Here is a 26,072-nt window from a genome sequence, read left to right on the forward strand (position 1 = left end):
CTCACTGTTTTTGGTCTGGAGTGACGGTTATCTTGGGGAGGGCTGGAATTATTGTCTTTATTCAAAACCTACGCGGGTCTGAGCCGCGATATCTATTATCTCTGTTTAGCAAGAACGATTAACAGCACGGGAGATTTTGTATTCTCCCTGATTACCTTGGTGCTTACGTTGCAGATGGGTATGAATGTGGTCAGTGCAGGGATCTTTGTGTCCATGGCAGCCCTGATTAGCGGACCCGGTGTACTTCTCGGCGGCTATTTAAGCGATCTTATGGGCAAAAAAACAATTATTGTCATCGGGCAACTGTTGTCTGCCATCATGATTATAAGCTGCTCTTTTTGGTCAGGCACCATTACCGTTGGTTATCTTCTGATTGCAGTCATGTTTTTCATCAGTATCACCCGACCTGCTTATAATGCACTGATTATTCAACTGTGTACGGAGGAGAAAGAGCGAAAGTCCTCCTTTTCCCTCATGTATCTTGGGGCCAATCTGGGTATAGCCATCGGACCACTGATCGCCGGTTTTTTTATCAAGGATCACGTCAACATTGTCTTTATAAGTATCGGCACCGTGTTTCTGATATCTACCTTTATCATCATCAACCAGGTTAAGATCGGCACACGCAAGGAATTGGCATCAACAAGCAGCGAACATGCCGGACAACAAGAACAACAACGATCGAGCCAACCGCCTTCGCCGTTATTCAGATTACTGCTGAAAAATCCACTTGTTGCCTTTTTCATCGTTGTGTCATTTCTTAACTATTTTATCTATATGCAATACTCATTCAGCCTCCCACTCCAGATGAATCATTCATTTGGCGAGAACGGGGCAGCATATTACGGCTCTGTCATGACCATCAATGCCATTAGCGTCATTATTCTTACCACCGTGATCCTGTCCGCTACACGCAAATTAACTGCCCTAAACTCCATAGCTACAGGCGCACTCTTCTATGGAATCGGATTTGGAGCCTTGAACCTGCTCGGAACCTTCCCCCATTTTTCCATCGTCGCCTTATCCACGGTGCTGTGGACCATTGGAGAGATTCTCGTGCAGACCAATATCAACCTGTATATTGCTTCGCGTGTACCCGATACACATCAGGGCCGGTTTAACGGCTTGCTATTATTCGTAGGATGCCTGGGTTATACACTTAGCCCATATTTGACAGGCATTTTCATCAAAAGCATGGACATGGAAAGTGTATGGATCATTATTCTGGCTGTCAGTCTGTTCTATGCATTGTCTATGATCATTCTCTGGTATATCGAAAAAAGCTCAACAAGAAGAAACGAAATGAAACCGCTGGATCACTCAAAAAGTATCTGAACCTCAGGGCAGCCTATTCTGCCCTTTTTTTCACTTTTTTTTCACACCAAAACAGGCAAATGTGCATTCGCATCATACTCAATCAATTGCTGACCCGTATGCAATCTCTGTACCAGATCTGGATTGGCGATAAACGGTCTGCCGAACGCTGCCAGATCTATGCTTCCCATGCCGATAGCTTGCTCCGCGGTCTGAACATCCAAATCCCCCACACCAATGATGATTCCATCCCACTGACTTCGAATCCGCTCGTGAAAGGACTGCTCCCCTTCCCATGCTTTCGCATAATGATCTGTTGAGGGATGCAAGATCGTAATTCCCGTCTCGCGGAACAAGTTCAGGTATGCATCGATCATTCCAGCTTTGTCTACCCATTCATAGGATGCATCATCATCCTTTTTCTCGGAGAATCGTACCGATATGCGATCCACAGGGATCTCTTTTTTCACAGCCACAATAATATCCCGCAGGAACCGCAATCTGCCCGCAGTGTCGCCTCCATATTCATCTGTTCTTTGGTTAGTCTTCTCATTAATAAACTGGTCGATCAGATACCCATGCGCAGCATGCAGCTCGATCCCGTCGAACCCTGCCAGAACCGCATTGCGGGCGGCCGTCTGAAAATGCTGAATTGTATCCGCTATATCCTGTGTACTCATCGCTTGAGGAACCTGATACGGTTTATGCAGCTTATGCACTCTTCCCTCTGCCGCAAGGCTGGAAGGTGCCACTGGAGTGGTTCCGATCAGATCGGAGTGGGACAACCTGCCGATATGCCATAGTTGAGCAATAATGGTGCCACCATGTCTGTGGACAGCATCCGTTACCCTTTTCCAAGAAGTCGTCTGTTCATCTGTATATAAACCGGGGATGCCGTAGGTGCCTTTGCCTGCCAGATTGGGGTTAATGCCCTCGGTAATGATCAGTCCCACACCATCTCGCGCACGCTGCTCATAATACGCCACCATCTCATCCGTCACGGTCCCCTCCCGATCATCAGCAAATCCCCGGGTCAACGGTGCCATCACAATTCGGTTCCTTAATTGCCACTGATGAATCGTTACCGGGCTTAATAATGTTAAACGTGTATTCGTGTTATCCATGTCATATCCCTACTCTCTTTGTCATTAAGGATATTGTACGGCGGCTCCGATATATCGTAAAATGATTTAAATATATAGTTGTATCTCTCAGAGAGATACCTAACATCACCATTTGCCGAAGTAATTGAAGTTAATCCACGTTCAGGAGGGGACAGCATGGAACTTTCCGATATCGATATTGTTCTCGCGGTGGCACGTTCAGGCAAAATCTCACAGGCCGCCAAAGAACTGAATTACGCACAATCCAATGTCACTACACGTATCAAAAAACTGGAGCAGGAATATCAAATCCAGTTGTTCAACCGATTTCCCAAAGGTGTTGTACTGACCTCCAAAGGAGAACAGTTCGTCCAGTACGCCACACAGATTCACAACCTTTTGTACGATCTGAAGCAGGATATGACCGATCCCGGTGAGCCTTCCGGCACGCTGAAAATTGGCATTGTAGAAACGGCGGCATCCAGCCGCTTTATGGAGATCCTGAATGAATATCAGATAACCTACCCGAAGGTGTCCATCTCACTCGTCAACGCCACTTCACCCAAAGTACTGCGCAAGAAAATACAGGACGATGAGATTGATGGTGCTTTTATCAGCGGGGCTTGTGTGAAAGAAGGTTTGAAGGTGGAATATGAGATGCAGGACACCGTTCATATCATCTCCAAGCGGATGGATACACCACCCGAAAGTCTGTGCCAAGTATCATGGGTTGTTTTCCCCGAGGGCTGTCCTTATCGTGAAATGACCGAAGAATTTTTGCAGGAAGAAGGGTTGTCCGCACGTAATATCATCGAAGTGAGTACGATGGAAAACCTGCTCAGCTGTGTGGAGTCTGGAATTGCTTTTACCATTATGCCGTGCAATGTTATTCACAAGAAACCGGATGAATTCTCCGTATTTGATCTGGCAGATCGTTTTACCCATACCACGACAACCTTTGTCCGCGGTGAGGATCGGTATGTCAGTAGTGCGTTGGATCAATTCATGAAGCTGCTGAACCAGAAGTGCATTACGTTTTGATATAGATAACTCAGTACCCCTCTTTCAACCGCTGATCTTCTTGATTACTAAATGAACTAGAGCACATTGATCGAGACCATAAAAAACAAAGCAAAAGGCACTCATACAGAGTGCCTTTGTCTTCCTTCCCTCTATACCTATTCAACTAACGCTTACTCCACCTTGAATCGCGCAGCCGATTCGGCCAGCTTTTGCGTCAATTGATCGATCGTATCAACCATGTTGGCCAACTGCTGTACTGTTGAAGATTGCTCCATCATGGTTGCTGTTACCTCTTCAACCGAAGCGGATACCTGCTCTCCTGAAGCCGACAAACTATGGGCCGACTCCAGTACGTCATCCTTGTTCTGTAACATCTCCTGCATCTGTCCTGCCATCGTGGCAATTTGTCGATTGATAACCGTTACCTTCTCCAGAATCACATCAAATGCTTGACGAGTCTGCAAGACAAGCTCATCCTGTCTGGACGAGATGGTGTGAATTTCGGCAACACTTTGGTTGTTCTCGGCGACATCGGCCAGATTCTGCTCGATAATGCTGGAGATTTCCTTGGATTGGCGGGAGCTCTGCTCTGCCAGGTTGCGGATCTCTTCGGCCACAACCGCAAATCCTCTGCCATGCTCACCTGCCCTTGATGCTTCAATTGAAGCATTCAATGCAAGCAGATTGGTCTGCTTCGCAATCTGGCTGATGGCTTCCGTGATCTGACTAATACTGCCCGAACTGGTTTGAAGTTTGACGGTAATCTCCGAGATTTTCTCCACTTCCCGTTCGTTCACCTCGTTGATACGCATCAGTTCATTCACGACTTCATTCCCATTGTGGAATACCGTTTCGATCTCATCTGCTCTTGCCTTCACATCCTGTGCACTGCTGTTCATGGCAGCCACTTTATCGCCAAAGCTGTTGAATTTGCCTGCAATCTGCTCGGTATCTTCCGATTGGGCCTCCATGGCTTTGGCAATCCCCATGGACGTTGCCGATGTCTCATCAATGGATCTTGCCGTCTGTCTGGATGTCTCCTCCAACTCCTGCGTGCTGGCCTGAAGGACATGAATCGAACTATTCATATCGGTAATAAGGTTCCTGTTCTGCTCCACCATACCATTGAAGCTCTCCGCCAGATCCTTGAATTCGCTGTTATACTTGCCATTGGCCTTAACGGTCAGATTGCCTTGAGCAAGCTGTTGGAACAGACCGCTCAGACGTATGATAGGTCTTGTAATACTGCGAGAAATCAGCAATCCTACACCAATAGCCAGAGCAATCCCGATCAATATCACGATAACCATCTGGCGCTGCATATCCTCTATCGGACGCTTGATATCGTCATAATCGTCAATAATGAGCACAGAGAGATCTGCACCCGGAATCTGATTAATACGATAGTAGGTATCTTCTCGATCCATCGAAGTGATTTTCACTTTGTCGGTGGCTCTAGCCTCGATAATTCCCATCGCGTCCTTATCTTCTTCCAGCGTTTGTCCCACAACGGAAGGGTCCAGTGAATCATACATAATGATGCCGCTCCGACTCAGTACTTCAACTCTGCCTTGACCATTGATTTTAATGTCTCCGAGTTGCCCCAGGAAGAAGCTGCTGTCCACCGACATGGCGAACACACCTAGTATATTCCCCTGTTCATCGGTGATAGGCTCCGAGAACACAATAATGAGCTTCTTGCCAGTCTTAGAGACGACCGCGTCACTGATGAAGGATTTCCCCTGTATGGATTCCTTAAAATATTCCCGATCTCCCCGTGACTGACCAATGACTTCTGGCATGGTCCCCGCCACCATCGTTCCTTCCTTGTCAAATACGAACAGGTCCGGCTTGGAGCCTTCCGTATCGGATATACTGTCAGTGAGAATCGTATTTGCTCTGTTGAAATATGGATTCTCATCTGTAAAAAAGGTGTCATCTGGCATTTCGTTCGTATCACGCAACTTTAAGAGTTCTTTAAAAGTACTATGTACGGATATCGCATGACTCAATTGTTGTTGAAGCTGCATAGCTGTCCAAAGCCCTTCCCCAAGGCGGTCAGCCATCACATTCATTTCATCCTTGCTTTTCTTGACCACAACATCAGATGAAATCATATAACTTGTGGTCGTTGCACCAAGCAGAACCAAAACAACCAATACACTGATCATGAAAGGTAGCTTGATTTTAAGCGACATATTTTTGATCTTATGTCCTACACCTTTTCTTTTCCCCATTTCCTTCTCCCCACTTCCCTGAACCATCTGCATCTGAACGATGTACATACATTATCGGAAAAATCCATAATAAAATTGATCAATTAGGGAGATATTGCCACTGTTTTTCTTTTTTTGAAATTCTGATAGCAACATAAAAAAATGGCCTGTCAGATCGACTATCCATCTTGGGAATGGATGTTGCCGTTATCTAACAGACCGTTTTAAGTTTTTTTATGAATCTATTAAGTTTACTTGCGCAATCTCCGGGAACTCAATGAGTGATGACCATTCTGCAAGAATGTACTGCGCGTATTCTTCATCTGTTCAATCCGTCGCTCAGCCAGACGATCTGCGGCAACATAGGTTGCGATGCCCTCGGTACGTGAGCTTTCGAATATTTTCTCCAGATTGGAATAGATCTCTCCGATCTTGCTCCACGCCCGATCCGCGTTATAACCGTTCAACTCATCCGCAATGTTAATTACACCACCTGCATTGATAACATAGTCAGGCGCATATACGATGCCCATATCATACAGCTGATCCCCATGACGGGTCTCCAACAGCTGATTATTGGCACAGCCCGCTACAACCTTTGCCTTGAGCGTTCTGAGCGTATCGTCATTAATCGTGCCGCCCAGTGCACATGGTGCATAGATATCACATTCCACACTCGTGATGTCTGCGGGATCAACTGCTGTCGCGCTGAAGCGGTCCACAGCCTGTTTCACCGAGTCCTTATGGATATCCGTAACGATTAGATGTGCACCTTCCTCATACAGATATTTGCACAGATGCATCGCCACATTGCCGACACCTTGGACCGCTATCGTTTTACCCTCCAGCAGATCGGTACCAAATGCTTCTTTGGCTGCTGCCTTGATCCCCCGATATACACCCCAAGCCGTTGCAGGCGATGGATTACCGGATGAACCATAGCTCGCCGAGATGCCTGTTACATAATCGGTTTCCTGATAAATCAGGTTCATGTCCTCTTCCGTTGTTCCCACATCTTCGGCTGTGATATAACGTCCGTTCAACCCTTGAATATATCGTCCAAACGCCCGAAACATCGCTTCGTTTTTGTCGCGCCGCGGATCTCCGATGATAACGGTTTTGCCACCGCCCAGATTCAGGCCAGATACCGCATTCTTATATGTCATACCACGGGCAAGGCGCAGGGCATCTTCAATGGCTGCTTCTTCTGAAGCGTAAGTCCACATCCGTGTGCCTCCCAGCGCAGGGCCGAGTGTTGTGTCGTGTATGGCGATAATTGCTTTTAACCCTGAATTTCGATCCTGGCACAGAACCAGTTCCTCATAATCGTGATGCTCCATTGCTTCAAACCAACTCATGTGCTAACCGTCTCCTCCAACCATTTTTGCGATCCAATCGCATTGTTCTCTATTCATTGACCATCCTCTATTGTACCCATGAATACCCAGTTTGTGCAAAATCACATCGCAATGTCAGAGAAGCATCGATCGATGCTTCTCATATGGCGAGAGCATAGCTGTCGAATTTCAGATTATAATTTTATCGTCTATCCATAGAAAAACCTCTCTCCCTTACAGGAGAAAGGTACACTTCCCTCAACTACATCAACCTATTCGCCCCGAGTAGGCCAATTAATCGTTCCCATTTAAGGGAGCGTCTCAACCACATTGATTGGATGCAAATCGCCATCTACAGCAAATGAAGCCTGTCCTGTCTCCTCGGAGACAACTAATACAACCGCATCCGTCAATTCACTGAGTCCCAGTGCAGCCCGATGACGGGTGCCTATTTTCCGTTCATGCACTTCCGCCTGTGACAACGGCAATACATTACCAGCAGATACGATCTGATTACCACGAATCAGAACAGCCCCATCATGCAGAGGTGCACCGGGAATAAACAGCGATTCCAGCAACGCATGCGTCACTCGTGCATCCACAGTCACGCCTGAGTGAATGATCGACTCCAACGGAATCTCCCGTTCAATCACAATCAACGCCCCATATCTCCGGTCAGATAGATGCTGCACGCTCGATGTTAATTCGGCAAACTTCTCGGTAAAGGGTGACAGATAACAATCCAGATAAAACGAAGAGGCGAGCACCTCGATCTGCTTGATCTCCGCTCGAATCTCTGCAAATTGCCCCAGCAGACAGGCACTGTCTTTGTCAAATTGGGATAACGTCAGATTCATACGCTCTGCTACACGATGGAGGTCTGCCTTAAGCTTCTGCCTCATCGAGGAACTGTCACAGTCTGCTTGCTGAGTCATCATTCGCCGCCTCCTTGGTTGGCTTGGGCTTCACGCCGCATCATTAGTACCCATACCTTCCCCTCTGGAGCACATACTTATGCAATGGCAGGCTGTAGGATTTAATCATGGGATTCATTGTAACTGATATAACAAGCAAAAAAAGAGCCTGTCCGCAAAACTCCACGGTCAGACCCTATTCGCATAATAATTTGATGTTTATCTACTTTACTTATTGCGCTTTGCCGTATGAACCTGTCTTAAATGTAGTCGGATCATACCATTTGTACCCTGCCGCTGGTGCAGCCCATGGCTCAAGTTGCGGCTCGGTTGATGCGGCCGGAGCTTCGATAGGAAGCAGGCTTGTTGCCGTATCCAATGTCAATCCTGGGACTTGTGCCAGACTGGTGTAGCTCTCTTTGACCGCGAGCCATTTCACAGTATTCACAAGGAACGTTGCATCATCCACTTCTTTGAATCCATCATAGGTCTTCTTGGTAGCACCTGTCTCTTCACGCAAATATTTCGGAGTCGCGTCTTCTACAGGTGAAGAGTCACCGATAAATGCGGCTTTGCCTGCACCAACCTTTGCAATGGCAGCATAGGCTCCTTCAGCTCGTCCACCACCATTGTATACGCCCTGATCCACGGCATTGCCCCACTTGGACACACCACTTGGTACATACACCAAGCCTTTGGCCTTGTTAGAATCTATAATCGCAATGGTCGATCCCGCATGCATGGCTACAGAATTAACACCAGTCGTAATGCCAAAGGATTGTGCAGGTGCAACGATATCCGATGCGTTCACATCTCCAAGGGCATTGTAGCGGAAACGGACACCAAAGTTAGTCGCGAGCCAGTCTGAACTCGTCACACTCTGCATCGCTGGTGATTCGGCTTCAGCCGAAGACATGCCTTTGGCCGGATTCAGGAAGGCACCGCGGCGATAGCCATTGAATACTTCGGAAGAATCCCAGCGGTTTTTGTTGCGGTCTGCATTATAGTGGTCGGAGATGAAGAAGATACTTCCTCCGTTCTGCACGTACTGCACCAGCGCTGCCTGCTCAGTCGCTTTGAACGGCACGTTGGCTTCGCCAATGACAAAGACGTCGTAATCTTTCAATTTATTATAGGTGATGGCTTGCTCACCGAAAGTATACGGGATGCTGCGTTCCAGCTGATCCACGGCAAAGCCTGCGTTTCGCAAACCATTGGCAAAATCCGAAAATGCCCCGTCAATAATCCAGTCGGCAGCACCTGCTGTCTGGGCGTGGGTATTATCGAACAATACTTTCTTGCCGGTACCGTCCGGCAGTGTTGTGCCCGGGTTCGGTTCTGGATCAGGATTGGTTGTTCCGGAGGAAAGTGTGATGGACGTTGGGTTTTTGACTCCTGCATAGCTGTTGTAGGCACCGAGGGTTCCGGTTACGATGATCTTTTTGCCTACAAGACTGGGGTTGGACGCCAATCCATATTGCGAACGGAAAGATGAGGGAACCTGTACATCCAATAATCTGGCGTTGGTTCGCTCTGACGCTGAGTCTGCAATCAGAACATTAAAATCATTGGCATACGGAGATGTAAACTTCGCGGTAAGCGACCCGGTAGCATGTCCAACAATGATTCCTTCAACCGTTGCTGTTCCTCCACCGCTCTGGGCAGCGATGGCCTGAGATACCGTAAGTGGTGCTGCAGCTTGTACCGGACTTTGCGAACCCGGCCCCAGCAGTGCAGTTGCCATCATGATAAAGACCAGGAATGCCCCGATCCAGTGCTGCCATAACGCCTTTTTCATATTCCCTTTCTCCTCCTCATAATTACCTGATAATGGGTTATCCTCCTTTAATTTAATTGTTCATATGCTGAATTCCTCTTTCTTTTTGTAAAGTTTATGAAAAAGTTTAGAAGTTGAGTCTATTGGCCCATACTGATTATCATTAGAATTCCATTTACCGAAGGAGTAAAACGATGATGAAATTGGTATTTTTGATACTCTTGTTGATTGTTCCGCTGATTATGGCTTATGTTGCTCTTCGTTCCCGGATGGTTAGACGATTGTTTCATATTCTTGCGCTGCTCTGCTTCTATATTGCGGCAACGGTCATCGCAGGTGATGTGTATGCGACGAATGCTCATATGACCACATTCACCACCGAGATTCATCATTTCCTGTTGAATGGCTGGTTCCTGTATCCGTCTGCATATCTCGGTGTATACATTCCCTATGTGCTGTGGATGAGCCTATTTTCAGAAAAAAGTTAAATTCGATGCGGACTTGGGATTGCATTTTACCAACGTTCATTGCATAATGAATATATAAACATGATAATGATTATCATTCTTGAACTTGTCTCTTTGTAACTTTCTACTGCATATGATTTTACGATTTTATAGATAAAGGGGAACGAACATCGAATGAATACAACTCTGCAAAAGGCTGATCTGCAGCTTGACGATTATTTGGATCTTCTGAACCTGGCAACCAATCTGGGTGATACGAGATGGCAAAAGGAAATTATCCGCAAGTTGGCTTATACTTATCCCGCAGTTCAATGTAAACAACCACAATAGCATTCCACATACATCATAGATCTACATTATGGCTCATGACCGATTCATTCGTTGAATCTGTTATGAGCTATTTTTGTTGTACAATGAACAGTAAAGTTATTCAAACGTGAAGGAGTGAACAACGATGCAACTGGAGACTGACAGACTGATCATCCGGGAGATTCGGGAGACCGATTGGAAAAGTATACATAGCTATACATCCATGACAGAAGTTACTCAGCATACGGCATGGGGCCCGAATACGGAAGAAGATACACGAGCATACGTGCAGTTTGTGTTGGACACACAGCAGGCACATCCAAGAGAGGGCTTTGAACTTGCAATATGTTTGAAAAGTAATGGAACTCTCCTTGGCGGAGTAGGTATTCACGTGATGGAGAAAACCAATGCAGAGATCGGTTATGTCCTTAACCCCACCTATCAAGGGAAAGGTTATGCCGCCGAAGCAGCCCGCGCTTTACTGGGTTTCGGTTTCAACGAACTGGGCATTCACCGGATTTACGCCAAATGTCGTCCGCACAACACAGCTTCGGAGAATGTCATGAAGAAGATTGGCATGCAGCGAGAAGGGCTATTACGCGAGCACTGGTTCTACAAAGGTTCCTTTCATGACTCTGTGATCTATTCGATTCTTGCAAAGGAATATGCAGGTGAACAATTGCAAAGAAACACAAAAAGCTGACTCCCAAATATGGGACGCCAGCTTTTCTTTTACTCCGTAACGACCCCAATCGCCAATGGAGGTGAAGCCTTGAAGCCTCATTTGGAATCCAAATCAAATTTGTTCCTCAGGGATGCAACCGTTGATCTTTCCTTATATAGGATTACCTCGGAACAAACTAATTTACAGTCGACACAGCTCTACCGGACAGCTCGGGAATGTCGGACATCCACACATACAGCGCAGGGCTGCCAGATCCCGAATCATCAGTTTGCCGTCCATCATATCCAGCGTACCTTGTTCCTTCCATGCCCCCAGCATCCGCGTTACGCTCTCCCGGGTAGCTCCAATCATCTCGGCAAGATCGGTATGGTTCAGCTTCATGTCCAGCACAATACCATCCGGTGTAACCCTACCATACGAATTGCTGGCACGGATCAGTGTCGAAGCGAGCGCACCCGCCTTGCCATAGAGCAGCAAATCACGGAATCTCGACTGGGTGATCCGCTGCGAGAGTGCCATCCATTGCAAGAATTTCAAGGCAAGGTCGCCATGTTTGCTGAGTATACTTTCCAGATCGCTAAGCGAGATAATGGCCAGTTCCCCTTTTTCCGCCATCTCTGCACTGTAGCTATGATTCAATCCTCCGATGCCGCCGAATTCACCGATGAGATCGCCGCTTTGCTGAATGGATAAAATAATTTCCTTGCCATCCTCCGTCGACTTGGTCATTTTCACTCGTCCCGAACGAATGTAGTACAGATATCCGGCTTCATCGCCTTCGAGAAAGAGACTATACCCCGACTTCACCCGTTTGGGCTGCATTTTTGCTTCAATCAGGCCCCATTGCTCAGATGTAACGAACGAAAGGATTCCGCCTGTTTCTCGTGTCATTTTGCCCGCCTCCGTTTGTTTCTGCTCTGCTCTTTGGGTTGTTCTTTCTACAAATACTGTACCCATAACCTTCGTCCCCCTCGGTGATTCCTTATGTATCCATCATACCGCGAAAGTAGCGAGAGGGTTATCGGGGGATTACCTGATCATTAACGAGAAACTCCCTGAATTTGCTGTGAGAAAAGTCACATTTCACCGATATGCCTCATCCTTCGCATTTCTTCAATCCCTTGGTGCACCTGACTCAGGAGTCCTCCACTGCCCAAGTTCAGTAGATTATAGAACGGAAATAGGGGTTTTCCCTGAATTACAACGTACGAGAAAGGGTCTACAATAGAATTAACATTGTAATACCCTTACTTTAAGATGATCCTGTTCAAAGGTTAATGATAATAATTACACGTCACGTACGTTATAATTTTGAAAAAGGAAGTGTCCTCTCATGCATGATGAACTGCCATCTGGCATTCAGGAGATGATCGACGGCCTGCGCCTGAACACATCCAGCGACTTCTGTGGACTTGCCTGTCTGAACGGGACAATGCTACGCTGGAAGTATACCTCTGGGACTAGTAATGAACGGGTGAAACGCATGGAAATGCGTTCCGGACAAGATCTGGTGGGCACAGCCCTTCGGACTGGACGCACAGCCCGATCTGATGCACAATCCACCGGGGAGCATACACCCGGTCGTTGCCCGTTAATGCTTGCTGAGCGGCTGGTATGTGCCATAGCGGTACCTGTGTTCCAGGAAGGAAGCGTGCCTGGCGCCGTGCTGCTCGTTGGCAGCAGACTGCCTTGCACCTTCTCACCGGACATGATCCGGCAGACGGAGCAAATCGCTCTACATCTTCAGCCGAAGGTGTTTGGATAAAGTTTGAACTAGAGCGTGAGAGAAGCTATTCGGAGATTAAAGCTCTGAATAGCTTCTTTTTTTGTTATGATATAGATAGAACTAAGGAAGCGGACAGGGGGAAATCATGTGATTCAACTATTAGTTGTAGACGACCATGTTGTCGTGCGTTCCGGGCTGATCGCCTTACTTGAAGGAAAGAATGATATACATATCGTTGGAGATGCCGCAGATGGCGATGAAGCCATTGCCAAGGCTCAAGAGTTGAAACCAGACGTAGTCTTGATGGATTTCAGCATGCCACCAGGCAAAGACGGTCTGACTGCTACCGCTGAATTAAAGAAATTGATGCCAGATGTCTCCATTTTGATACTAACCATGCATGACGATGAAGAATATCTGTTCCGCGCCATCCACGCGGGAGCATCCGGATACATACTCAAAAGTGCGCCGCATGAAGAATTGCTTGCCGCGATTCGTTCCGTAGCAGAGGGTAGCGCCTATCTGTACCCGAGTGCGACCAAGCGGCTGATGAGTGAATACCTGGACAAAGCCAAACAGGAAAACGCCGGACCGTATGACACGTTATCCGAGCGGGAGAAAGAGATTTTGTCCTGGATTGCCAAAGGTTACGCCAACAAGGAAATCGCCGAACATCTGATCATCAGTGTCAAAACGGTCGAATCCCACAAAAGCAATCTGATGGAGAAACTTGGCCTGCGTACACGACCGGAACTGGTGAAATTCGCCATGAAAAAGGGGTTGCTGAACTTTGAGTAGTGCACGCAAGAACAGATTAAGTGGACTCGCAGACCAGCCCGTACGCCTCCTGCTGAACGAAATCGATAATCACATTACGGATAATGAATTTCGCAGCAGGTTGAAGGGTTCCCTGCATCAACTGAGTGATCTGAAATTTGCCTTGGATGAATCCTCTATTGTAGCCCTGACAGACCGCAAGGGTAAAATCCAGTATGTGAATGATAAATTCTGTGAAATCTCACAGTATGAGCGCGAGGAACTGATCGGTAAGGATCATCGAATCATTAATTCCGGATACCATGGCAAAAGCTTTATGAAAAACCTGTGGGACACGATATCCTCAGGTAAGGTATGGAACGGGGAAATTCTCAATCGTGCCAGAGATGGCAGTCATTATTGGGTCAACACCACCATCGTGCCTTTCCTTGATAACGACGGGGAGCCCTATCAATACCTGGCTGTACGCAGCGAGGTCACCAAGCTGAAATCCGTCGAAGCCGAATTGCAAAAGATGATGTCCCAAGTGATGAATATTCAGGAAGAGGAACGACGCCGGATCTCGCGTGAACTGCATGACGGGATTGGACAGAGTCTCTTCTCTCTGGTGATTCAGATGGATCGCCTGCTGGCAGACCAGCCTCACCCCGGGGTTGAAGCACTTCGTAAACAGGTCACGGGTATCATGGAAGATGTACGCGGTATGGCATGGGAGCTGAGACCATCCGTTCTGGATGACCTGGGTGTTGTTCCGGCGATTCGTACGTATATCGAGAATTACACCCGTCACTACGGGATCGAAGTTGATCTGGAATGTAATTTGCGCAAACGACTGGAGATGAACCGGGAGATAGCTATCTATCGGATTATTCAGGAAGCCTTAACCAATGTCGCGAAGTATGCCGATGTTGCCGAGGCACGTGTTACTATAGAAGACGCTGAGAACATGACGATGGTTATTATTGAAGATCAAGGTGCTGGATTCAGCGAAGCAACCGCAGGCAATGGCGTTGGATTGTTCAGTATGGAAGAGCGTGCCCGTGGTGCAGGAGGAACGTTGAGAGTTTCTTCCGAGCCTGGCGAAGGGACCACCGTTACCCTTTTACTGCCCAAGACAGCACAGGGATAACCGTACATGCTTCGTATCACACTTTGTGCTTTACTCCAGCTTATCTATTATTTAACGGCTGCTCGCTATTGGACTGTGCGAGTGGTCTTTTTATTTCCGATTGGTCGAAATGACAAAATGAAGGCTCAAAATCGGTTAAATTCAATAATCATGATAAATAGATTGACTCCAGTTACGATTCGTCATTAAACTATGAATGCCACATACACATTGTATGATTAGTAAAATTTCATTGTTCATTTCATATAGCGAGAGAAAAGGATGGTCAACATGTCAGAGAAACGCTCCTCCAAAGGAGGAGAAATTCCACAAATGTACAATCTGGACGAGATGGATCGCAAAATCATCGCCGCGCTTCACCAAAACAGCCGAATATCCTATACGGATCTGGGTACACAGATCGGGTTGTCACGTGTAGCTGTTCAGGCCCGCATTAATGCGTTATCCGAAAAAGGAATCATCGAACGCTTCACCGTTGTAATCAACCCTGGCAAAGTTGGGCTTCAGGTCTCGGCCTTTTTTAATGTCGATGTTGAACCGCCCTTCCTGGATGAAGTCGCTGAGAAACTGGATGAAGAGCCAGCCGTCACCAGCCTTTATCATATGACAGGCCCAAGTACCCTGCACATGCACGGTATTTTTGCGGATATGGAAGAGATGGAGCAGTTCTTGCTGGAGAAGCTCTATAAGATGCCGGGTATCGTCAAAGTGGAATCACAGCTATTATTGAAGCGTTATAAAAGCCGGATGGGCATGAGACTCTAGGAGGAAATCAGCATGGGTTGGAAAGATTACAACGGTCTCGTCATCGGAATGGTACGAACCGGAATTCTCGGATATGGCGGCGGCCCTTCGGTCATCCCGTTAATCCGTTACGAAGCCGTTACGCGTTACAAATGGGTCAGTGATGAGGAGTTCGGCGAGATTTTGGCTATCGCCAACGCCTTGCCGGGTCCCATCGCGACCAAAATGGCCGCATATCTCGGTTATAAAACCAAAGGTGTGCTGGGCGCGATCGTGTCTGTACTCGCTCATATTTTGCCGACAAGTATTGCCATTATTGCTCTGCTCGGTTCCATGTACGCGCTACGCGAGTCGAAAGTAGTAGCAGGCATGGTAGCCGCCGTAAGGCCGGTCATTTTTGTCATGCTGGGCATGATGGCTTATGAATTTGCCATGAAAGCCTGGAAGGGACTTGGTAAAGTTTTTGCCGCCCTATTCGGCGTAATTGCCTTTGTACTATTACAGCTGCTGGATATCCATCCGGGGATTGTGATCGCTGTTTTCCTTGGATATGGTGTCTTCCATCTGGATCTGGTTCAGCGCTTCAAGTCCAAAGGCGAGTCTGATAAGGGGGTGTCCTAAGGATGCTCCAGACATGGTGGGAATTATTTTGGGGATTTTTCGTAGCAAACATCTTGGGATATGGGGGCGGCCCGGCATCCATTCCGCTCATGCAGGAAGAGATTGTGAACCACTACCAATGGATGACCACCGAGCAATTCGGTGATGTACTGGCGATTGGTAACGCCCTTCCCGGCCCGATTGCAACCAAAATTGCTGCATTTGTCGGGTACCACGTAGCAGGCTGGTTTGGGGCAATTATCGCAAGTTTTGCCACAATCGTACCTTCCGCGACCGCACTAATTATATTACTTCGTCTGTTGAACAAACATCGCACGTCACCAAAAGTCAAAGGCATGACCCTGCTTGTGCAGCCTGTTATCGCCGTACTCATGATTCTGCTCACATGGGAATTCGGGCAGCTGTCCACTGATTCCATCGGCATCTGGCAGACGTTGATCATTGCAGGCATCTCGCTCTGGGTCATGACCAAAACCAAGCTGCATCCGGCCATTCTGATCGTGATCGCTTTTGCCTATGGTGCACTAGTACTGTCTCACACGATGTAGTTATAGAACATACGGGGAACGTCACAGAATCACTTGGTTATACATCTGTAATAGGGTGGTGTATGCAAGGGTTCTGGACGTTGGCGAATGGCCAGACTATTTTCATTTTCTAAGGAACTGAGGACGTCTTATTTGGTCTTTAGGTCCTCAGTTTATATTGTAAGGAACATCAGACACGTTATATACCAAAATAACCTGACAAAAGTGCTATAACAGACTGTAATTTCCGATATAACGTGTCTCAGATTCCTTAGATTTCTGCAAACGCTCCAGACCCCTGAATAAGACGTTTCAGATTCGTTAGCGCTTGAAGACATGCCTAGTTTATAAACAAAAAACGGTGATACCAGCTATTATCTGGCATCACCGTTTTATTTGCGCGTTTCACACTCACATTTGGAAAAGCAATTACTTCGCTTCAACCACTACCGTTACTTTGGTTTTCACACCTGCAAATGTCACCGTAATTGTTGCTTTACCTTTGCCATTTGCCTGAATGATGCCATCTTTCACCGATGCTGTTGCAATACGGGAAGATTTCCAGAGAGCCGGTTTGGATACATTCGCTTCACTGCCATCAGCATACGTTGCAGTAGCCGCCACAGTTACCTTTTCACCAGGTTTCATGGTCAACGTTACTTTATCCGTCTGCAAATATTTCAGTGTATCCACATCTAGAGCAATCGTTACAGACTTGCTGCCGTATTTTGCTGTGATTTTGGCTTTACCTGAACCTGTAGCTTTGACTTTACCTTTGGTCACTTGAGCTACTTTGTAGCTGTTCGTTTTCCATTCAGCTTTGTCCGTAACATCACGCTCGCTACCGTCGCTCAAGAAGGCAGTTACCGTCAGATCAGCTGTATCGCCTGATTTCAGGGAAAGAACCGGCTCGGAAGCTTCAATACGTGTGATGACATCCACTTCAACTTGGATCGTCACTTTTTTGGAGCCGTATTCTGCTGTGATGTTGGCTTTACCACTGCTGTTACCTGTGATCACGCCTTTTTTCACATCTGCTACACGTGCATTGCTGGATTTCCAGGTTGCTTCGGATGTAACATCCAACGTGTTGCCGTCCTCATCCGTACCTGTTAGAAGGATCGTCTGAGTTTCTTTGGCAGACAGAACAACGAAGTTCACATCTGCTTCCAGTCCACTAGCCATACCTACTTCAACAGGCAGAGTCAGTGTTTTGCCTTCAATCTTCGCGGTAATGGTTACTTTACCTGTAGCAACACCTGTGATAACCCCTTTGCTATCTACCTCAGCGATTTTGTCGCTGCTGCTGCTCCAAGTTGCATCTTCAGATACATCTTTGGATGTTTCACCATACAACGCCAGTACTTTGGCAGAAGTCGTTCCACCAACGGCTACCGATGCTTTCTTCTTGTCCATCTCATACTTGTCTGCTACGTCTACATTCACTGTGAATTTAACCGTTTTACCGCCATAAGCTACAGTGATCGTAGCCGTACCGGATTTGTATGCAATCAGATCGCCGTTTGATACATATACGACATCTGGATTGCTTGAAGTCCATGTTGCTTTGGAAGTTACATTTTCTGTACTGGCATCAATATATTCGGCATTGGCTACCAATGTCTTAGACTTGTTATCACCGGTAACACTCATGGCGAGCTTGTCATTTACATCTTTGATATCCAGATATCTTGCCGTATCTACATCTACAGCAATTTCTACAGTTTTTCCACTATAGGTTGCTTTGATCGTTGTTGAACCTGCGCTAATGGCTGTGATCTGTCCCTTAAACACCGTTGCAACCTTCTCGTTGCTAGATGTCCATGTTGCCTGATCCGTTACATTCACATCGCTGCTGTTTGGATAAGAAGCCGTTACAACGACATTAGCCGTTTTGGTTGTCTCGCTCAAACGGAAGAAAATACTTTGTTTCTCCACACTCAGCTTGCTCGTCAGATCCACATCCACGTCAACGGATACTGATTTCGTACCGTATTTGGCTGTGATCTTGGCAGAACCTGCCGAGTAACCTGTAATTTCGCCTTTAAGAACGTCTGCGACCTTCTCGTTGCTGGATGTCCACTCCGCCAGATCCGTTACATCTTTGGTTGTGCCATCTGGATACGTAGCCGTCACTTTCACACTTTCACTTTTGTTCAACAACAGGTTAACTTGCTGTTTATCTACATCTACACGTTTAACCACTTCAACGTTAACATCCACCGTCACGCTTTGGCTGCCAACTTTCGCAGTAATAACTGCCGTACCCGCGCTTTGTCCAGTTACTTTACCATTCACCACGGTAGCAACCTTCTCATCACTGGTAGACCATTCTGCAGTACTTGCTGCTGCATTATTTGTTTCATTGTCACTATACGTTGCTGTCAAAATAATTTCTTTTGTATCTCCCGTGCGCAAATCCAGACTTTGCACGTTTTTCGAAAGGGCTTTGACCTTCTTCGTTACTTTCACTTGAACAGTCTGACTCTGACCCTGGTAAGCTGCCGTAATCGTCGCTTTACCTTCCTTTTTGGCCGTGATTGCACCATTATATACAGTTGCTATCGAAGTATCTTCGCTACTCCAGGTTGTACTAATCGTTACATTAGCCGAGGTATTATCTGAATATACCCCTGTCACCGTAACAGACCCAGAATCACCAACTTCGAGCGACATCTCATTCTTGGAAACCACAATTTTGGACAGTTCTTTGTCTGCCGCAGCGGCCAAGCCTACGTTGGAAATACTCAGCATCAACACCAGCATCATCACCATGTACTTGGTCAATCTTGGCTTTAACATCATTTCCCCCCGATTATCATCATTTTTTTCCTTATGTTTTATGTCGGCAAGTCCTTTCCAGATGTTTAGACTTTCAGGAAATTTTCAGGTAATTCTATGGAAATTAATTTATCTTCGATTCCTGTTTCAACCGATCATACCTGCGAATATTACGCATACCTATGTATATTGACTGTCTTGAACTTCTTTTAACAGGATTGGAGGAAACATAATGGTTCAGCCTTTTGATTACATCGGGTATTGGGAGGAAACATATCGTTCGGGTGAAACTTCTGGGAGGGGTTCATACGGGGTTTTGGCTGAATTCAAGGCCGAGGTCGTGAACGGACTGATTCAACGTGAAGGGATTCATCGTGTCATTGAGTTTGGATGTGGGGATGGCAACCAGTTGCAATACATGAATTATGAGGACTACCTGGGCGTGGATGTAGCGGCTTCTTCAGTAAAGCGTTGTGCTTCCCAATTTGCCAAGGATTCGTCCAAGAGCTTCATGTTGTATACACCAGGCCTATGGATTAACCGTGGTTTCCTGCAAGCCGATCTGACGGTCTGTCTGGATGTGTTATATCACATCACGGATGAAACAGATTTTCGCAATACCCTCTATGATATTCTGCACTCCTCAACAGCATGGGTGGTGCTTTACACCCGTTTGAAAGAAAACGGCAACCCGGGGATTGATACAATCCAGGACCGTAATCTATTTCAATATCTCTTCGATTACCCTGATTTCAAAGTTCATGAGATTATTCCGCAGCGCTATCCAGATCAATCATCAGCTGACTTTGTCATCCTGAGACGTACACCTTCGAAGTGAAAATCGATTCTTTCAGTAGAGCATAGCTAAGTCTGCACCCAACTGGACCCGTAAGAATGAATATTCATAGGCCAGATACTTCTTTTGTCTTCCTTCGATATGTACACCATCTGCCTGTCCGCTCACCTTGATTTGTCTATTCAAAGCTCAAGCTTAGGTATACTCCGTCTCCAATAGAAGGGATATCGTTCCTAATACTGGAGACAGCCGCACGCGGACAGGTGATGATGGTTTGCTAATGACGCTACTGACAATAAATACTGAATATATAACTGATTAACTAGTTGAATCTAATGAAACAACTCGAAGGCTCATAACACGACGACCTTACTAATCCGTTCTCACTTTCGGTTCTTCCTGCCCGTAGTTCTCAATTCTTCTTTTAAAATAACCCCGCATGTCCACGCAGCTTCGCCAGCGCTTCCATATAGAAATAATCGCCGTATATAATCGGCACATTCAGCCCTCGCCCTTCCGGGTAATGCACCGTTCCCTGCATGATCAGACCTTCTTCCGCTGCCGAGTCGCCAGAGCTATAGTGCTCATGCAAGCCGCGGACGATACGTTCTCCCGCGGCAGCATAGGTCTCCCCGCGTGGCGACAGCTTCGCCAGCTCAAGCAACCCGCTCGCGGCAATCGCCGCAGCGGACGAGTCCCACGCCACCTGATGCTCCGCAGGTGCGCGGAAATCCCACACCGGCACGATCTCTTCGCCAAGCATGGCGAGGAAGAAATCGGCCGCACGCTCCGCTGTCTCCAGATATCGGGCTTCGCCCGTATACCGGAAAGACAGCGCAAACCCGTGCAACGCCCAGGCGGTGCCCCGCGCCCAAGCGGAACCTGGAGCATGGCCCTGTCCGCCATGCTCTCGCAGCTTCTGCCCCGTGTGTGGATCAAACTCCACCACGTGGCAGATGGACCCGTCCGCGCGGATGAATTCGCGCGCCACGGTGTCCGCATGTGCTTCCGCCAGCCAGCGGAAGCGAGGGTCGCCGCTCTGCTCGGATGCCCAGTAGAGCAGCGGCAGGTTCATCATGCTGTCAATGATGGCTACGCCGCGCGTATCCATTGCTGACGAGCTGAAGTTCCAGGCGCGGATGAACTCACCGCGCACGTGGAACCGTGCAGCGAGCAGGTTGGCGGCAAGCATGCCACGCCGCCGTCCATCCATGCTGCCCGTCTGGCGGTAGTTGGCTACGCCACTAAGCAGCCAGATGAACCCCAGATCGTGATCCACCGATTCGGGATCACGCAGACAACCCTCCAGTTGCCGCTCACAGCTTTCGGCAATGCGATGTAGCGAAGCCGCAGCTTCACTTTCCGGAGCATCCTCATAGACCAGCCATAACAATCCAGGCCAGAAACCCGCTGTCCACCATTCCGGATCATTCCGGTCATACGTCCCCTGCGGGGCAATGTGCGGAAAGGTATCCTTAATCCGCTTTGCATTCCGAATCGTCTTGGCAGCTCCCTGTTGCCACGCTTCCTCGAGCCATTTTACCGACGTTGATGTGTTCATGAACATATCCCTCCTCGATTCAATACCGGACATCTATGTTTGATGCTCCAGCTCATCCTCAACTTATCTATAGCGTCGTATGCCGTAACTGCAATAGCTATCCGATAAATATCACTAATCATCCACGAATAACACTTTTAACTATGCTTCGAGCTGTTTTGAGATGTTTGGAGATCTAATGATCCTCAACCTGAACACCTTCAGTTAACCTCGCCCAATCGGATCGCAAATGACAACCTACGTGCTCCGTTCAATTCAATCCGGGCTTCCTTCAGTAAACCATTACGGGAGGCCACAGCCTGTTCCTCCAGATGAATTGTGGCTCCCTGATCCAGCGCAGTGGATTCTACATACGCCCCCCGATACTCCGTTCGTACGCTATGATCCGTATGGGTAATTACCGCCTGTTCACGACCATCATGGAACATCAACGGAATGAGTGCCCCTGCTGCAGCGATCTCTCCTTCGAATTCATACGTTATAGTCAGCACATCCGCCTGTTGTACATAATGGGTACGCAATGTTTTAATTCCGGGTAATGGACCGACCCATGTCACGGCAAAAGCATTCTCCAAGGCGTTCACGCCATCTTCTGCCGCTCTTTCCTCCAGATGCTGCTCCACTTGGTTCCGTGTATCAGGGTCCACCTTCTCATACACAATGGAACCACCTCCCTGAGCAGGGTCTAATCCAACATCCCGATCATATGCACCACCGGATGGAATCCCCTCTGCAAGACTGTGCCATACCCCATCTGGTGTCTTCCAGGCAGGACAGTAACTGAGCGGACGAACCGCCCCTTCGGCAAATTCCGTAAACCCGGCCTGCACATGGCTGGCAGCGGACGGACCAATCAGACCAGGTAACCCCATCTGTTGAATCCGTACCAAACCAGGAATCGTATACGGATCATTCATCGCCGTGTGTAATACCAGTTGCTGACCAGGTATGGAAGCAATCACAGTTTCAAACCACCCATCCGTCTGCAAAACCCTGCTGCCTAACTCGGAAGGAAGGTATACTTCGCTCACATCGTCTCCCGGATCACTGAGACAAGCGTGAGCAAGCGCTGCTGCCGTCCACAGGTTGTAACAGGTGTGGTTGGTATATATCTCGTACCCGTGCCGATCTTCTGGCGCGTATTCATTGCGTACGATTTTCAAACGTCCATCTTCCATCTTCCAGCGCTCAACAGCAGCAAAACACCGATTGGCCGCACGTGCAAAAGCACCCGCCATCACCCGATCTCCCGCCTTCAGAGCCTGCGTTGCATGTGTGGAGCATACATAAGCCGCCGCCGCTTCATTCCACTGATGCTGGGAGCTGCGACCACGCGGTGGAATCTCACCTAGCGGCGAGAGCGTCAGTAACGAGCTGAAGGCACCATGGCGCAGCTGCTCACGTAACGTATCGGCAGTGGTTCCCTCGTAACCAGCTTCAAGCATCACCCCAAGGTGATAACGGGTGGCAATATCATAGGAAAATGGACAATTTGGACGGTCCAGCGGTCCATCCTGATACAAGCCAAGGGCCGTAAACCGGGGTAGATGATAGGCTTCCAGATATCGATCCATCCACGCAGTACCCTCATTCGCCAGCTGTTCATGCCACCTCAGATATTCGCCAGAGATCATAATGGCGTTCCAGTTAATCATGCGATTGGGATTGTTCATCTTGCTCATCGTAAATACATAATCTTGTTCAGGACTGATCGTCTTAAGTGCCTCAGCCCAGATCTGTGCATGTTCAGGCAGGTGTGATTTCAACAACATATAAGCTCTCATCATGAGCACCGGAAAAAAATCAGGGTGATTGTCTGGTGCGCTACCTTTGACCAGGGCATCAATGCTCTGTGACAGGGCTTTTGCTGCGGATTGGAGCAAATCTGTACGCCCTGCATTAACCAGAACTGCCGCAGCCATCGCATAGGCCGGTGTAGAATAATATCTCTCCACACCCGAGAACGGGTCGATAATTGCACCCTGGCTGTCCTGATATGGTGTGTAAGCGCGAACAACACTTTCAACAAGTGCCAACTTGCGCTCCCTATTCCAGCCGTCTGCCGGAGGGGGGCCCGCTTGTTCTGCCAATGTACGGTAATGTTCGAGTTCGTCTTTCCATGGATACGTGGACGCAGATGTATATTTACTCACGCATGCTCACCTCGGTTTCTCCCATTTTCGGTTCAATGATGAAGCGTACTTCACATATCGTTTCAAGCGGATTAGGGCGTTCTGTCCGAACATCCGTCTCATCAATTGCACCTGTCCATGATAGTGACGTCCGATAGAATGTGACTGGAACATTGTCATGATCAACTGTGTCCAGTTTCTCCGTAAGAATTTTCCACTGGTTCGCATCATACGTCATATGGATCGCCCCATGTGCACCTTGCCAGCGAAGATTACCGCTCTTCACCACCTCAGGTTGTACTCTGCTCATCCAGCGCTCCACTACGCTCGAACATCCTGCATCTGAATCATCCACCGAAGAGAATCGTTCTGCCGAAGACACCAACCTGCTCTTCCATTGAAAACGGTCAATGAGACGCAATTCCGCTCCATTCCCGCTCCCGTCAGGAGCCATCTTCCAATGAAATTGGCGCGTATAACGAGCCAGTGAAGCTGCCCCAGAGTATGCGGATGTCAGATCCAATGTAGTATCCAGCTCACCGCCACCCTCTGCCAGCTTTGCCTCTAACACATGGGCTTGCGCTTGCCGACCGGAGCATTGCTCCTGGCCTTCAATGAGCGGAACGTTATGCCCGGATGACGAGATGTGGAACAGTTGCTCTCTGCCTAGCGCAAAATACGCTTGGGTATACAACCCTGCTCCTGGATCACACAGAATATTCTCACCACCGCAATGGATAATGAACTGCCCCAGATCATTATGGTTGTGAGGTTCATCGTTATGCCCGCCTTTAATGGAAATAGCCACATGAAGGGGTGAGCCGTTCGCATGTTTTGTATCCGGAGAATCGAACGATCCTTTTGCAATCATCCATCCCAGATTTTGAAAAATAAATCCTCGTTCAGCCTGCCCAGAGGCACCTTCATCCCCGTACACTGCTGGATCGCTCCACATCACGTTCCGCAACAGATGAGCCCAGCGATGACAGGGATCATCTGTAAGCAGTGGAATATGAAACGGAAGATCTATCTGCAACCCAACCCGGGACGCGAGCAGGGAAAGCAATCCAGAAGGGATCTCTTCCTGCTCGACACTGTCCGAATAATTCACATATGTGCCACCCGACAGATGAACTCGCAGTGGGAAGGCTGCGATAGCTGTTATTTTGGAACCCGTCAGTAGATCTAGTTCGCCCTCACTGTACTCACGAAGCATCTCGGTATAATAGGTGAAATAACCGAATCCATATACCCAATATCCGATGCCTTCGGCACAGCCGCCATCCTCGCCATATCCGCTCAAGAATGCGTTCATACAGCTGACTGTTTGGCAGATCGATTCTCGTAGTGTTGGCTCATCTTCCAACAGCAACAATGCAGCCATACCACAGCATCCACCACAGACTGCCGACCAGTTGTGATCCGCTGTCTGCCAGTGGAACTTCCGTTGATCCCGGTAAAGCGGAGTGAAGATTCGCCGTTCTGCTTCAGACCTGATCCGTTCTATGACAAGGCGATTCAGCCGCTCGGCGTGAATGGTCACAATCTCGGCCAGCATATGTACCGTCTCTGCTGCGAACAGATCGATGTTCCCATTCACCTGGTTGACCTCTCCCGTACCCAGATGCGCGGGCAAACACCACGTATACTCACCACACACGTCCCACAACATTTCTTCCAGCGCTTGCAGTGCATCCGGCCTAGCCGTGTCCAAGGCGAGCATCGCCACAGCAGCAAGTCTGCCCCTTCGATCGAAATAAACCTCTTCATAGGCTTTTCGCTCACCCCTATCGCTGAACTGTCGATATAGACGGAACGACAAGGAAGGCATGGGTTCTTTCAAGGCACGTTCACCGTAAGCCTTCAAGTCTGTGTATAACGTAGCCAATTCAGGCCGGGATAACTTCTCCAAGAGTCTGTCGGCACTTAAGGAACTCAATGCTCTGCTCTCAGTACCACGTTGGTTTATATTTTCATTTTCGACTTCGTGAATGGAATCTTCCACTGGATTCACCACTCTTCGTTAATGGATTGTCATGCCCATATTATAATGTAATCGATTTCATTTTACCGGATATGATAGCATTTTTGAAGAATTATCCATTAGAACCCTTTCCACGACGTTACTTCCTT

General features: G+C 47.9%; 22 protein-coding genes. 12 read left to right on the forward strand and 10 right to left on the reverse strand.

The features are described from left to right. The first annotated feature begins 51 nt into the window (after positions 1-51). Positions 52-1,335 carry an MFS transporter gene (locus MHB71_RS23165; RefSeq protein ID WP_340027823.1) on the forward strand — a complete coding sequence of 428 codons (1,284 nt, stop codon included), beginning with the start codon at positions 52-54 and terminating at the stop codon, positions 1,333-1,335. 41 nt (positions 1,336-1,376) lie between these two features. On the opposite strand, the gene MHB71_RS23170 is transcribed toward MHB71_RS23165, so the two are convergent. Next, positions 1,377-2,438: an alkene reductase gene (locus MHB71_RS23170; RefSeq protein WP_340027824.1), complete on the reverse strand. Its 1,062-nt coding sequence runs from the start codon at positions 2,436-2,438 to the stop codon at positions 1,377-1,379. Positions 2,439-2,594: 156 nt separating this feature from the next. Between MHB71_RS23170 and MHB71_RS23175 the strand changes: the two genes are divergently transcribed. Further along, positions 2,595-3,458: a LysR family transcriptional regulator gene (locus MHB71_RS23175; protein ID WP_340027825.1), complete on the forward strand. Its 864-nt coding sequence runs from the start codon at positions 2,595-2,597 to the stop codon at positions 3,456-3,458. Positions 3,459-3,610: 152 nt separating this feature from the next. Here MHB71_RS23175 and MHB71_RS23180 read toward each other — a convergent pair whose 3' ends face one another. The 4 genes from MHB71_RS23180 to MHB71_RS23195 all read right to left on the reverse strand — a co-directional run bounded on the left by MHB71_RS23180 (position 3,611) and on the right by MHB71_RS23195 (position 9,654). Next, complete coding sequence (locus tag MHB71_RS23180; RefSeq protein WP_340027826.1) at positions 3,611-5,677, reverse strand: methyl-accepting chemotaxis protein; 2,067 nt, start codon at positions 5,675-5,677, stop codon at positions 3,611-3,613. 230 nt (positions 5,678-5,907) lie between these two features. Continuing rightward, positions 5,908-7,014: a Glu/Leu/Phe/Val dehydrogenase gene (locus MHB71_RS23185; protein WP_340027827.1), complete on the reverse strand. Its 1,107-nt coding sequence runs from the start codon at positions 7,012-7,014 to the stop codon at positions 5,908-5,910. Positions 7,015-7,301: 287 nt separating this feature from the next. Continuing rightward, positions 7,302-7,931 (reverse strand): sporulation-specific diadenylate cyclase CdaS, encoded by a 630-nt coding sequence (gene cdaS / locus MHB71_RS23190; protein ID WP_253505129.1) that lies wholly within the window; start codon positions 7,929-7,931, stop codon positions 7,302-7,304. Between the two features lie 208 nt (positions 7,932-8,139). After that, positions 8,140-9,654 (reverse strand): DUF6359 domain-containing protein, encoded by a 1,515-nt coding sequence (locus tag MHB71_RS23195; protein ID WP_340030219.1) that lies wholly within the window; start codon positions 9,652-9,654, stop codon positions 8,140-8,142. A gap of 224 nt (positions 9,655-9,878) precedes the next feature. Here MHB71_RS23195 and MHB71_RS23200 point away from each other — a divergent pair, with 224 nt between their 5' ends. From MHB71_RS23200 to MHB71_RS23210, 3 genes are all read left to right on the forward strand, one after another. Then, positions 9,879-10,172: a hypothetical protein gene (locus MHB71_RS23200; protein ID WP_340027828.1), complete on the forward strand. Its 294-nt coding sequence runs from the start codon at positions 9,879-9,881 to the stop codon at positions 10,170-10,172. A 153-nt stretch (positions 10,173-10,325) separates the two neighbouring features. Next, positions 10,326-10,481 carry a hypothetical protein gene (locus MHB71_RS23205; protein ID WP_017691064.1) on the forward strand — a complete coding sequence of 52 codons (156 nt, stop codon included), beginning with the start codon at positions 10,326-10,328 and terminating at the stop codon, positions 10,479-10,481. Positions 10,482-10,605: 124 nt separating this feature from the next. Beyond that, positions 10,606-11,163 carry a GNAT family protein gene (locus tag MHB71_RS23210; RefSeq protein ID WP_340027829.1) on the forward strand — a complete coding sequence of 186 codons (558 nt, stop codon included), beginning with the start codon at positions 10,606-10,608 and terminating at the stop codon, positions 11,161-11,163. Positions 11,164-11,325: 162 nt separating this feature from the next. Here MHB71_RS23210 and MHB71_RS23215 read toward each other — a convergent pair whose 3' ends face one another. Next, a complete protein-coding gene (locus MHB71_RS23215) occupies positions 11,326-12,102 on the reverse strand; it encodes a Crp/Fnr family transcriptional regulator (protein WP_235193905.1) in 777 nt (258 codons plus the stop codon). Between the two features lie 376 nt (positions 12,103-12,478). On the opposite strand from MHB71_RS23215, the gene MHB71_RS23220 reads away from it, so the two are divergent. The 6 genes from MHB71_RS23220 (at position 12,479) to MHB71_RS23245 (ending at position 16,690) form a co-directional block, all read left to right on the forward strand. Further along, on the forward strand, positions 12,479-12,910 hold the full coding sequence (locus MHB71_RS23220) for a GAF domain-containing protein (RefSeq protein WP_339190208.1): 432 nt from the start codon (positions 12,479-12,481) through the stop codon (positions 12,908-12,910). A gap of 108 nt (positions 12,911-13,018) precedes the next feature. Continuing rightward, on the forward strand, positions 13,019-13,669 hold the full coding sequence (locus MHB71_RS23225; protein WP_017691068.1) for a response regulator transcription factor: 651 nt from the start codon (positions 13,019-13,021) through the stop codon (positions 13,667-13,669). Beyond that, positions 13,662-14,777: a PAS domain-containing protein gene (locus tag MHB71_RS23230; RefSeq protein WP_036616552.1), complete on the forward strand. Its 1,116-nt coding sequence runs from the start codon at positions 13,662-13,664 to the stop codon at positions 14,775-14,777. Before MHB71_RS23225 ends, MHB71_RS23230 begins: the two co-directional genes overlap by 8 nt. A gap of 270 nt (positions 14,778-15,047) precedes the next feature. Further along, complete coding sequence (locus MHB71_RS23235; RefSeq protein WP_105406131.1) at positions 15,048-15,542, forward strand: Lrp/AsnC family transcriptional regulator; 495 nt, start codon at positions 15,048-15,050, stop codon at positions 15,540-15,542. A 12-nt stretch (positions 15,543-15,554) separates the two neighbouring features. Further along, on the forward strand, positions 15,555-16,142 hold the full coding sequence (locus tag MHB71_RS23240; RefSeq protein ID WP_017691071.1) for a chromate transporter: 588 nt from the start codon (positions 15,555-15,557) through the stop codon (positions 16,140-16,142). A gap of 2 nt (positions 16,143-16,144) precedes the next feature. Next, positions 16,145-16,690, forward strand: a complete 546-nt coding sequence (locus tag MHB71_RS23245) for a chromate transporter (protein WP_340027830.1) — start codon at positions 16,145-16,147, stop codon at positions 16,688-16,690. Positions 16,691-17,098: 408 nt separating this feature from the next. Here the strand turns inward: MHB71_RS23245 and MHB71_RS23250 are convergent, their stop codons facing one another. After that, a complete protein-coding gene (locus MHB71_RS23250) occupies positions 17,099-19,471 on the reverse strand; it encodes an Ig-like domain-containing protein (RefSeq protein WP_340027831.1) in 2,373 nt (790 codons plus the stop codon). A 211-nt stretch (positions 19,472-19,682) separates the two neighbouring features. Between MHB71_RS23250 and MHB71_RS23255 the strand changes: the two genes are divergently transcribed. Beyond that, positions 19,683-20,288, forward strand: coding sequence for a class I SAM-dependent methyltransferase (locus MHB71_RS23255; protein WP_340027832.1), 606 nt, complete (start codon positions 19,683-19,685; stop codon positions 20,286-20,288). Between the two features lie 382 nt (positions 20,289-20,670). Here MHB71_RS23255 and MHB71_RS23260 read toward each other — a convergent pair whose 3' ends face one another. The 3 genes from MHB71_RS23260 to MHB71_RS23270 form a co-directional block, all read right to left on the reverse strand. Next, positions 20,671-21,807, reverse strand: coding sequence for a glycoside hydrolase family 88 protein (locus tag MHB71_RS23260; protein ID WP_036616538.1), 1,137 nt, complete (start codon positions 21,805-21,807; stop codon positions 20,671-20,673). Between the two features lie 200 nt (positions 21,808-22,007). After that, positions 22,008-23,960 (reverse strand): glycosyl hydrolase, encoded by a 1,953-nt coding sequence (locus MHB71_RS23265; protein ID WP_100527797.1) that lies wholly within the window; start codon positions 23,958-23,960, stop codon positions 22,008-22,010. Next, positions 23,953-25,944 carry a heparinase II/III family protein gene (locus MHB71_RS23270; protein ID WP_100527796.1) on the reverse strand — a complete coding sequence of 664 codons (1,992 nt, stop codon included), beginning with the start codon at positions 25,942-25,944 and terminating at the stop codon, positions 23,953-23,955. The genes MHB71_RS23265 and MHB71_RS23270 overlap by 8 nt, the downstream gene beginning before the upstream one ends. Between the last annotated feature and the right edge of the window lie 128 nt (positions 25,945-26,072).

Origin of the sequence: Paenibacillus sp. FSL H7-0940, from assembly GCF_037979415.1 — a bacterium.
Classification (GTDB): domain Bacteria; phylum Bacillota; class Bacilli; order Paenibacillales; family Paenibacillaceae; genus Paenibacillus; species Paenibacillus amylolyticus.